General features: G+C 52.8%; 11 protein-coding genes. 1 reads left to right on the forward strand and 10 read right to left on the reverse strand.

Annotated elements, in window-relative coordinates; translation table 11 throughout:
• Positions 1-2 precede the first annotated feature (2 nt).
• The 10 genes from rihA to miaB form a co-directional block, all read right to left on the reverse strand.
• Positions 3-938: a pyrimidine-specific ribonucleoside hydrolase RihA gene (rihA, locus tag JTI85_RS07355; protein WP_219352359.1), complete on the reverse strand. Its 936-nt coding sequence runs from the start codon at positions 936-938 to the stop codon at positions 3-5.
• Between the two features lie 116 nt (positions 939-1,054).
• Entirely contained in the window at positions 1,055-1,780 is a 726-nt protein-coding gene (gltL, locus tag JTI85_RS07360; protein WP_003022754.1) for a glutamate/aspartate ABC transporter ATP-binding protein GltL, read from the reverse strand.
• Positions 1,780-2,454, reverse strand: coding sequence for a glutamate/aspartate ABC transporter permease GltK (gene gltK / locus JTI85_RS07365; protein WP_003022757.1), 675 nt, complete (start codon positions 2,452-2,454; stop codon positions 1,780-1,782). The genes gltL and gltK overlap by 1 nt, the downstream gene beginning before the upstream one ends.
• Entirely contained in the window at positions 2,454-3,194 is a 741-nt protein-coding gene (gltJ, locus tag JTI85_RS07370; RefSeq protein WP_003022759.1) for a glutamate/aspartate ABC transporter permease GltJ, read from the reverse strand. Before gltJ ends, gltK begins: the two co-directional genes overlap by 1 nt.
• A 162-nt stretch (positions 3,195-3,356) precedes the next feature.
• Positions 3,357-4,265 (reverse strand): glutamate/aspartate ABC transporter substrate-binding protein GltI, encoded by a 909-nt coding sequence (gene gltI, locus JTI85_RS07375; RefSeq protein ID WP_048212290.1) that lies wholly within the window; start codon positions 4,263-4,265, stop codon positions 3,357-3,359.
• Between the two features lie 356 nt (positions 4,266-4,621).
• A complete protein-coding gene (lnt, locus tag JTI85_RS07380) occupies positions 4,622-6,160 on the reverse strand; it encodes an apolipoprotein N-acyltransferase (RefSeq protein ID WP_121584359.1) in 1,539 nt (512 codons plus the stop codon).
• Positions 6,161-6,184: 24 nt separating this feature from the next.
• Positions 6,185-7,063 carry a CNNM family magnesium/cobalt transport protein CorC gene (gene corC, locus JTI85_RS07385; protein WP_003847383.1) on the reverse strand — a complete coding sequence of 293 codons (879 nt, stop codon included), beginning with the start codon at positions 7,061-7,063 and terminating at the stop codon, positions 6,185-6,187.
• A gap of 96 nt (positions 7,064-7,159) precedes the next feature.
• On the reverse strand, positions 7,160-7,627 hold the full coding sequence (gene ybeY, locus JTI85_RS07390) for an rRNA maturation RNase YbeY (RefSeq protein WP_048212287.1): 468 nt from the start codon (positions 7,625-7,627) through the stop codon (positions 7,160-7,162).
• Positions 7,624-8,670: a PhoH family protein gene (locus JTI85_RS07395; protein WP_048212286.1), complete on the reverse strand. Its 1,047-nt coding sequence runs from the start codon at positions 8,668-8,670 to the stop codon at positions 7,624-7,626. Before JTI85_RS07395 ends, ybeY begins: the two co-directional genes overlap by 4 nt.
• 206 nt (positions 8,671-8,876) lie before the next feature.
• Positions 8,877-10,307, reverse strand: a complete 1,431-nt coding sequence (gene miaB / locus JTI85_RS07400) for a tRNA (N6-isopentenyl adenosine(37)-C2)-methylthiotransferase MiaB (RefSeq protein WP_005121416.1) — start codon at positions 10,305-10,307, stop codon at positions 8,877-8,879.
• Between the two features lie 145 nt (positions 10,308-10,452).
• On the opposite strand from miaB, the gene JTI85_RS21345 reads away from it, so the two are divergent.
• The coding region (locus tag JTI85_RS21345) for an FAD-dependent monooxygenase (RefSeq protein ID WP_255575494.1) at positions 10,453-11,141 on the forward strand (689 nt) is incomplete at its 3' end.

Consider the following 11,141-nt stretch of genomic DNA (forward strand, 5'->3'; position numbering starts at 1 on the left):
TATCAGGCGTAAAACTTCAGCCGTTCCGCCAGCAGATCGACAAATCCCTGGCGATCAACGTCCACCATCACGGTGGCGTTTGGCTTATTGCCGCTCAGGAAGTAGTAGTCCACCACGGTCATGCCCTGCGTGTATTTGCCCTGAGTTTCCACACCAACCCAGCGATCAACGGTGGTAAACAGTTCCGGTTTCAGCAGCCAGGCAATAGTGCAGGGGTCGTGCAGCGGCGCGCCGATGAATCCCCATTTTTCGTCTTTGTGATATTCAAAGAAGAAGTCGAGTAGTTCAGCAACGATCGTTGAAACAGGATTGCCAATAGCGCGGAACCGTTCGGTATCTTCGCGATGTATTTGCGCTTTATGCGTGACGTCCAGACCCGCCATCACCACCGGAATGCCCGACTGGAATACGATTTCAGCGGCTTCAGGATCCACGAAAATGTTGAACTCAGCGGCGGGCGTCCAGTTTCCGAGACCTATCGCACCACCCATTATCACGATACGGGCGATTTTAGCGTGCAGTTCAGGATGGCTATTCAGTAGCAATGCCACGTTGGTTTGCGGCCCGGTGGAGACAATGGTCACTGGTTCCGGGCTGTCACGCAGGGTTTTCGCCATCAGTTCCACAGCGGTACAGGTCTGTGGGGCAAAGGCGGGTTCCGGGAGCGCCGGGCCATCTAACCCACTCTCGCCGTGGACGTTATCGGCAATAATCAGATCGCGCATCAGCGGTTTCACAGCGCCACCGGCGACGGGAATATCACTACGATTGAGCAGTGTTAGCATGCGTAATACGTTACGCAGCGTTTTGTCGGGCGTCTGGTTCCCGGCTGACGAGGTTACCGCTTTCACATCCAGTTCAGGTGAGGCGAGGGCGAGAACAATTGCGATAGCGTCGTCATGACCTGGATCGCAATCAAACAGGATCGGAAGTGCCATTGTTGCTCCTTGTAAGTGGGACTCTGTGACAAGGTTAACGCTGGGCTGTATCTGTTTCGAGAAGTGAAGAGGTAAATCGTGAGGTGGCGCGCACATGGCGATGCGCGCCAGCAAGATTAGTGCAGGATTTTCGCGAGGAAGTCTTTGGCGCGGTCCGATTTCGGATTGGCGAAGAACTCTTCTTTCGGTGAGTCTTCAACAATTTTCCCTTCATCCATGAAGATCACCCGGTTCGCCACTTTACGCGCAAAGCCCATTTCGTGGGTTACCACCATCATGGTCATCCCTTCATTGGCCAGTTCAACCATAACGTCCAGTACTTCGTTGATCATTTCAGGATCAAGCGCCGATGTCGGTTCGTCAAACAGCATGGCGATAGGATCCATACATAGCGCCCGGGCGATAGCGACACGCTGTTGCTGGCCCCCGGATAGCTGGGCCGGGAACTTCTCGGCATGTGCCGACAGACCAACGCGTTCCAGTAACTTTTGCGCTTTGTCGCGGGCCGGCTTTTTATCGCGCTTAAGCACTTTTACCTGCGCCAGAGTCAGGTTCTCAATGATCGACAGATGCGGGAACAGTTCAAAGTGCTGGAACACCATACCAACACGAGAGCGCAGTTTGGCCAGATCGGTTTTTTTATCATTTACCACGGTGCCATCAACGGTGATGACGCCCTGTTGCACTGGCTCCAGGCCGTTTACCGTCTTGATAAGCGTTGATTTACCGGAGCCTGACGGGCCACAGACAACCACCACCTCACCTTTTTTCACTTCCGTGGAGCAGTCGGTCAGCACCTGAAAGTGACCATACCATTTAGAAACATTTTTCAGGGTAATCATTAAACTGTCCTTTTCTTCAAATAGCTGACCAACAACGATGCGCTCAGACTGAATACAAAATAAACGGCGCCAGCAAACAGGATCATTTCAACCTGCGTGCCGTCACGCTCACCAATGGTGGAGGCGGTACGGAAGAAATCTGCCAGACTCAATACATAGACCAGCGAGGTATCCTGGAACAGTACGATGCCCTGGGTAAGCAGCAGCGGCACCATTGCGCGGAATGCCTGTGGCAGAATGATCAGCTTCATCGACTGCCAGTGGGTCATCCCCAGCGCCAACGCGGCGCTGGACTGCCCACGAGAAATACTCTGGATACCGGCACGGATAATTTCGGAATAGTACGCGGCTTCAAACATCGAAAACGCCACCATCGCCGAGATCAGGCGAATATCGGTTTTTGGCGACAGGCCCAGCACGTTTTGCAGGAAGCCGGGCACAATCAGGTAGAACCACAGCAGCACCATTACCAGCGGAATAGAGCGGAATACGTTGACGTAGCCCTTCGCAAACCAGGCAATCGGCGCAAAGCTCGACAGTCGCATGACGGCAAGGATGGTCCCCCAGACGATACCAATGACGACCGCTGTAACGGTGATTTTCAACGTGATGATCAATCCGTCCAGCAGATACGGCAGGGAAGGGACGATAGAACTCCAGTCAAATTCGTACATTATTTGCCTCCCAAATTGCCAGGCAGGCGGATTTTGCGTTCGACGAGATTCATCACCAGCATGATGACGGCGTTAATCAGGACGTAGGCCAGCGTGATGGCGGTAAACGATTCCCATGCGTGGGCGGAGTAATCCAGCAGCTTGCCCGCCTGCGCCGCCATATCCACCAGACCGATGGTGGAGGCGATTGCGGAGTTCTTCACCAGGTTCATCATCTCTGAGGTCATTGGCGGAACAATCACGCGATAAGCGTTTGGCAGCAGGACGTAGCGATAGGCTTGCGGCAGCGTCAGGCCCATCGCCAGCGCGGCGTTTTTCTGCCCGCGAGGCAGGGACTGAATTGCGGCACGAACCTGCTCACAGACGCGCGCGGCGGTAAACAGCCCCAGACAAAGCATGGATGAGAGGAAGAACTGAATGTTGGGATCCAGTTCTGACTTGAACCACATGCCAATGTTTTCCGGCAGCAGTTCAGGAATGACCAGATACCAGGTAAAGAACTGGACGATGAGTGGAACGTTACGAAACAACTCAACGTACAGCGTGCCGATCCCGGAAAGGAAACGATTTGGTACGGTACGTAAAATGCCGAATAAAGAGCCTATGAGGAAAGCGATAATCCAGGCGGTGATAGATAACGCGACCGTGACCTGGAAACCACTCCAGAGCCAGCCGAGATAGGTGGTGTTGCCGAACGGGGCCTGTTGTAAAAAAATACCCCAGTTCCAGTCTATAGACATAAATCTACTCCAGAAAAAAAAGGGTAGCAGCGCTACCCTCGAAGATTGTTATTCGGCGTTTTGCGGTTTTCAGGCCTGATGGGGAACGACCATCAGGCTTATAGTCTGTCCGTGCCAAGTAACAATCGAGAGGGCAAGGTGAACTCGCCCCATTTATTTTAGTTAGTTAAGCGCTTTATCATTCGGTGATTTGAACAGAGCCTTCATTTCGTCTGACAGTTCGAAATTCATGTTCAGGTTCTTCGGTGGAATTGGATTTTTAAACCACTTATCAAACCATTTCTCAGCTTCGCCTGAGGTCTGAGCCTGGGCAATGGTGTCATCCATCAGCTTTTTGAACTCAGGGTCATCTTTGCGCAGCATACAGCCGTAGGCTTCCTGAGATTGCGGCTTGCCAACGATCTCCCAGTTGTCTGGTTTCTTCGCTTTCGCGCGTTCGCCAGCCAGCAGGGCGTCATCCATCATAAAGGCAACGGCGCGGCCGCTTTCCAGAGTACGGAAAGAGTCACCGTGGTCTTTCGCGCTGATGATGCGCATATCCATTTTTTGTTCTTCGTTCAGCTTGTGCAGCAGGACTTCTGAGGTCGTACCGGACGTCACAACCACGGCTTTGCCTTTCAGGTCAGCGAAATCTTTGACGTCACCGCCTTTTTTCGCCAGCAGACGGGTGCCGACAACGAAAATAGTGTCAGAGAAGGCTGCTTGTTTCTGGCGCTCGACGTTGTTGGTGGTGGAACCACATTCAAAGTCGAAGGTACCGTTTTGCAGCAGCGGAATACGGTTCTGAGAGGTAATTGGGATCAGTTTCACCTGCAGGTCAGGCTTGTTCAGCTTTTTCTTCACCGCTTCAACAATTGCGTTGGAGTAATCCTGTGAATAGCCGACCACTTTTTGCTGATTATCGTAGTAAGAAAACGGTACCGAGGATTCACGGTGTCCGACGACGATTACGCCATTTTTAGCGATCTTATCCAGCGTACTGCCTGCCGCTGGTGCTGCGTCTTCTGCGTGCGCCAGACCAGCGGACATTCCCATGACCAGCATGGCTGTGGCGAGCTTACGTAATTGCATATCCAACTCCTTTATCGTCTGCGCCGGTGACGCATTGATACCCATTGTGATGTTGTTATTGTTTGCTACTTAAACGTGCAGTCTTGTATATGTTTGTTAACATTTAGTTTGGATGAATGTAAAGAATTTGCTGTGTTATTGTTTATTTTTGCGAAGTGCGCCGCACCATTTGGGGGCAAAAATATCCTGTTGCACTTTTCGGGTGCTACCTTCGCTCAACTTTGGTGCGACCAGGTTGCACATTCAGCCAAAACAGCGTTTGCCTTGTAGAACAAAGCAATAGACGTGCCAGAATGGGATGTGGGAAATGTTTATGGACCGGATAAGCAAAGCGTTATCCGGCCGGGGAGGGGAGGTTACTTACGACGTTGACGCAGGCTCATGACCACCGCACCAAAGCCAAACAGCGCGGTCAGCAGCCACAGCGGCCAGTTACCGGTACGAGCATAAGGGGTTAAGCCCGTGGTCGGCGTAACGCTGGTGGTCAGAACCTGACGGGTAAACTGCGGGATCATCGCCTGAATTTCACCCTGCGGGCCAATCACCGCGGTAATACCGTTATTGGTGCTACGCAGCAGCGGGCGTGCCAGCTCCAGAGAACGCATCCGCGCCATCTGGAAGTGCTGCCACGGACCAATGGACTTACCGAACCAGGCATCGTTGGAGATAGTCAGCAGGTAGTCAGTATCCGGACGGAAGTTATCCCGAACCTGTTCGCCAAGAATGATTTCGTAGCAGATGGCAGCCGTCAGCTTAAAGCCGTGCGCATGCAGCTGTGGCTGTACATAAGGTCCACGGCTGAACGAAGACATTGGCAGGTCAAAGAACGGCGCTAACGGGCGTAGGATCGATTCCAGCGGGACAAACTCACCAAATGGGACAAGGTGATTTTTGTTATAGCGATTGGTCGAGTCATAACTGTACGGACTGTCTTTACCCAACGTGATGATGGTGTTGTAGGTGTCGTAACGATTCTGTTTGTTCAGGCGAGCATCTACAATCCCGGTAATCAGTGTGCTGTTTTTCGATTTCAGCAGGTCATCCATCATGCTCAGAAAACGCTGCTGGTTAATTTCCAGATCCGGAATAGCAGATTCTGGCCAGATGATGAGCTGTGATTTACCCATCTCGGGCTGGGTGGCGTCGAGATAAATCTTCAGGGTGTTGAGTAACTGACTTTCATCCCATTTGAGCGACTGTGGAATGTCGCCCTGCACCATCGACACCTGCGTGGTTTTTTCCGGCTCCAGCGTATACCACTGGATATAGCGTAGCGGGAAGGGCAGCGCGAAAAGTATCACGGCCACGACCAGCGGACGCCAGTTACGGCTGACTAACGCCAGCACCAGCAGGCCGCTAACCATCATCAGCAGGAAGTTGATTGCCTCTACGCCCATTACCGGTGCAAGCCCTTTTAGCGGGCCATCAATTTGGCTGTAACCAAACTGCAGCCATGGGAAGCCGGTCAGGACCCAGCCGCGCAGGAATTCAGTTATCTGCCAGATAACCGGCGCGGCAATCGCTACCCGAATCCAACTGGTTTTCGGCCACAGACGCGACAGAATGCCAGCAAACAGACCGGTGTAGAGGGAAAGGTAGGCGGCAAGCAGAACCACGAGAAAAACGTTTACCGGCCCCGGCATGCCGCCAAATTGCGCGATGCTGACGTAGACCCAGTTGATGCCTGAACCAAACAGGCCCATTCCCCAGAAATAGCCAATGGCAGCAGACTGGAGAGGACGGCGGTTGAGGGTAAGAGCCTGCAGACCCATCAGCGAAATAATCGCGGCGGGCCAGATGTCATACGGAGAGAACGCCAGCGTCCCGCAGGCACCGAATAATAACGCCAGCAGCAGGCGCATGCGCTGGCGTTCAATTAATGGGGCAAATGCCATGTAGTCTATGATCCAGTTTCGGGTTTATTCGTCCAGTTTGGGCTGGGGTGAGTCGTCCGGAATTCTGACATGAACCTGAATAATACGACGGCTGTCAGCCATCGCCACTTTGAACTGGTAACCATCAATGTCGATGGTCTCACCGCGAGCGGGTAAATGACCAAAGGCCTGCATAACCAGCCCGCCAATGGTATCGACTTCTTCGTCGCTAAAGTGGGTCCCGAAAGCTTCGTTGAAGTCTTCAATCGACGCCAGCGCGCGAATAGTCCAGGTGTGGCGACTGAGCTGACGGAAATCAATATCGTCTTCTTCGTCGTACTCATCTTCAATTTCACCGACAATCAGTTCAAGGATGTCCTCAATGGTCACCAGACCTGAGACACCGCCAAACTCGTCGATGACGATAGCCATATGATAACGCTGGGAGCGGAACTCTTTCAGCATGCGGTCAACCCGCTTGCTTTCAGGTACGACAACCGCCTGGCGTAACACTTTCTCCATGCTGAAGGCTTCGGCATCGCTGCGCATAAACGGCAGCAAATCTTTGGCCATCAGAATCCCTTCAATGTGATCTTTGTCTTCGCTGATCACCGGAAAACGCGAGTGGGCAGACTCGATGATCACATCGAGACATTCGTCCAGGGTCTGGTTGCGTTTCAGGGTAATCATCTGAGAGCGAGGGATCATAATGTCGCGTACGCGTTGGTCCGCAATATCCATCACCCCTTCGAGCATATCGCGCGTATCTTCATCGATAAGGTCGTTTTGCCCGGAATCACGGATCAGCTCCAACAGTTCGTCGCGGTTTTTCGGTTCACCGTGGAAAAGTTGGCTCAGTAACAGGGAAAAAAATCCCTTTTTGCTGTTTAAGGTGTCACTACTGTGTGAATTGTCGTCGCTCATGGCGTCGTATGGGTTCTCATGTTAGTTAATAGGTCGCTCAATGCGCGTAAACTCAGCGCACGGCTTTATGGGAAGCCCGGGCAGATGCCCGACGGCTTATTCCTTCTCGGCAATGTACGGATCCTCATAGCCCAGAGCAAGCATAATCTCTGTTTCGAGGGATTCCATCTCTTCCGCTTCATCGTCTTCGATATGGTCGTAGCCGAGCAAATGCAGGCTACCATGCACCACCATGTGCGCCCAGTGGGCTTCAAGCGGCTTACCTTGTTCCTGCGCTTCTTTCTCAACGACCTGACGGCAGATGATCAAATCACCCAGCAGCGGCATCTCAATGCCCGGCGGGGCTTCAAACGGGAAAGAGAGTACGTTGGTTGATTTATCTTTCCCGCGATAGGTCAGGTTCAGCTCGTGGCTTTCAGCATCGTCGACCAACCGAATCGTGACCTCTGACTCTTCCTGAAACTGCGGGATCACGGCATCCAGCCATCTCTGAAACTGACTTTCTGGTGGTAAGCCGGATTCGTTTTCGCACGCCAGCTGTAAATCGAGAATAACCTGACTCATTTTTGTTCCTGCTCCTGAGCTTCGCGCTTGCGTTCTGCCGCCAGCTCGGCTTTGCGTTTCTGTTCTGCTTCTTCCCAGGCTTCATACGCCGTGACGATACGGGCAACCACCGGATGGCGAACTACGTCTTCGCTATGGAAGAAATTAAAACTAATTTCGTCGACTTCAGCCAGCACTTCAATGGCATGACGCAGACCGGACTTGGTGCTGCGCGGCAGGTCAATCTGGGTGATATCGCCGGTGATAACCGCTTTGGAGTTAAAGCCGATACGGGTCAGGAACATTTTCATCTGTTCGATGGTGGTGTTCTGGCTCTCATCAAGAATGATGAACGCATCGTTTAACGTACGGCCACGCATATAGGCCAGCGGCGCAACTTCAATGACGTTACGTTCAATCAGCTTTTCAACCTTCTCAAAACCGAGCATTTCGAACAGCGCGTCATACAGCGGTCGTAAATAGGGATCGACTTTCTGGCTCAGATCGCCTGGCAGGAAACCCAGTTTTTCACCGGCTTCAACCGCTGGACGGGTTAGCAGAATACGGCGGATCTCCTGACGCTCTAGTGCATCGACCGCAGCGGCAACCGCAAGATACGTTTTACCGGTACCTGCCGGGCCAACGCCGAAGGTGATGTCATGGTCAAGAATATTAGCGATATACTGCGCCTGGTTCGGTGTCCGCGGTTTAATCACTCCGCGCTTGGTTTTGATATTCACCGCTTTGCCAAATTCCGGCACGCTGTCTGCGCTTTGCTCAAGCACACGCGCTTCTTTAATCGCAAGGTGAATTTGTTCTGGCTCGATGTCCTGTGTCTGGCCGCGCATTGGGGCCGTATCGACATACAGGCTGCGTAAAATATCTGCCGCAGCGGTGACACAAATTGGACGACCAGTCAGTTTGAAGTGGTTATCGCGGCGGTTAATTTCGATGCCGAGACGACGCTCCAGTTGTTTTATGTTGTCATCAAATGGCCCGCAAAGGCTCAACAGGCGGGCGTTGTCTGCGGGTTCAAGGATAATTTCGCGAGTGTCTATGTTCAAACTGTTCCTCTTATGCATGTCTCGCCGGACGCTGAACATTTACCGGCATCTAAGGAAATTATTCACGCCATGGGGGAAAGGCGCAAGCATTGCAATAAATATGGGGGTGCCAGGGCAAATTACAAGGCCCGCCGGAGCAGCGAGCCAGGAAGTGTAGGCCCGATAAGCATGGCGCCATCGGGCATTGTTTGCGTTTTTCAGCAGGATTAAGGCTGATAAGTACCCACGCCCAGATCGTTTTCTTTGCGGGTACGCGCAATGACCGACTCAGGGGATTCTGCGATGCGCAGGCCCATTTCGTCTTCGGTACGCACCACTTTGCCGCGCAGTGAGTTGGTCCAGACATCGGTAATTTCAACATCAACAAACTTACCGACCATATCCGGGGTACCTTCAAAGTTCACCACGCGGTTATTTTCGGTACGCCCTGACAGTTCCATCACGCTTTTCCGTGACGTACCTTCGACCAGAATGCGCTGGGTCGTGCCGACCATACGACGGCTCCAGGCCATGGCTTGCTGGTTAATGCGCTCCTGCAGAATGTACAGACGCTGTTTTTTCTCTTCTTCCGGTACGTCGTCAACCATATCGGCAGCAGGGGTGCCAGGACGCGCAGAGAAGATAAAGCTGTAGCTCATGTCGAAATTGACATCAGCGATCAGCTTCATGGTCTGCTCGAAGTCCTGGGTGGTTTCACCCGGGAAGCCGACGATGAAGTCGGAGCTAATCTGGATATCCGGACGTGCTGCGCGCAGTTTACGGATGATTGCTTTGTATTCCAGCGCGGTATGGGTACGACCCATTAGGTTCAGTACACGATCCGAACCACTCTGTACCGGCAGGTGCAGGAAGCTCACCAGCTCTGGCGTATCGCGATAAACTTCAACGATATCATCGGTGAATTCGATCGGATGGCTGGTGGTAAAACGGATACGGTCAATGCCGTCGATCGCTGCGACCAGACGCAGCAGATCGGCGAACGAGCCGGTGGTGCCGTCGTAGTTTTCACCGCGCCAGGCGTTGACGTTTTGCCCCAACAGGTTTACTTCACGCACGCCTTGGGCTGCAAGCTGGGCGATTTCAAACAGAATATCATCCGCCGGACGGCTGACTTCCTCACCGCGGGTGTAGGGAACCACGCAGTAAGTACAATATTTATTGCAGCCTTCCATGATGGACACAAACGCGCTTGGCCCTTCAGCACGCGGTTCTGGCAGGCGGTCGAATTTTTCGATCTCCGGGAAACTGATATCAACTACCGGACTACGGGTGGTGCTTCCACGCACTTTGTTGATCATTTCCGGCAGGCGATGCAGGGTTTGCGGCCCAAAAATAATATCGACGTAATGCGCGCGTTGGCGAATATGATCGCCTTCCTGAGACGCAACACAGCCACCAACACCAATGATGAGCTTGGGATTCTTCTCTTTTAACAGCTTCCAGCGACCTAATTGATGGAAGACTTTTTCCTGAGCCTTCTCGCGGATTGAGCAGGTATTCAGCAGCAGCACATCCGCTTCTTCCGCCACGTCGGTCAGTTGATACCCGTGAGTGGCATCCAGCAGATCGGCCATCTTCGATGAATCGTATTCGTTCATCTGACAGCCCCAGGTTTTAATATGGAGTTTTTTGGTCATCGACTTGCTCTTGCGAAATTGTGGCTGAAATGCAGGGCGCATAGTGTACTGCTTTGGCGCGGTTGTGACCAGTATGACGGATGTCAGCCTCAAGGGGGAAAAAATCCTGTAAACTTACACAATACATGTAACAGGATGATTGACCATGACAAATCAACCAACGGAAATTGCCATTGTCGGCGGGGGGATGGTCGGCGGCGCGCTGGCACTGGGACTGGCGCAGCACGGATTTACGGTAACGGTTATCGAGCATGCCGTGCCCGCGCCGTTTGTGGCTGACGGACAGCCGGATGTCAGAATTTCGGCTATTAGCTCCGCTTCCGTGTCGTTGCTTAAAGGGCTGGGCGTCTGGGATACGGTACAGGGGATGCGCAGCCATCCTTATCGTCGTCTGGAGACGTGGGAATGGGAAAATGCCCATGTGGTGTTCGATGCAGCGGAACTTAAGCTGCCGTTGTTGGGTTACATGGTGGAGAATACCGTCCTGCAACAGGCGCTCTGGCAGGCGCTGGAAGCTCATCCTGACGTGACGTTGCGCGTGCCCACCTCGCTGATTTCTTTACATCGACATAATGACCGGCATGAATTTGAGCTGGCAGACGGTGAAAAAATCAATGCGAAGCTGGTGATCGGTGCTGATGGTGCCAACTCTCAGGTACGCAAAATGGCCGGGATTGGCATCCATGCCTGGCAATACGCGCAATCTTGTATGCTGATAACTGTCCAGTGTGAAAACGCACCCGGAGACAGCACCTGGCAGCAGTTTACCCCTGACGGCCCGCGTGCATTTTTACCGTTGTTCGACGACTGGGCTTCGCTGGTGTGGTACGACTC

The organism is Citrobacter sp. Colony219 (genome assembly GCF_019382635.1).
GTDB classification, from domain to species: Bacteria; Pseudomonadota; Gammaproteobacteria; order Enterobacterales; family Enterobacteriaceae; genus Citrobacter; species Citrobacter youngae.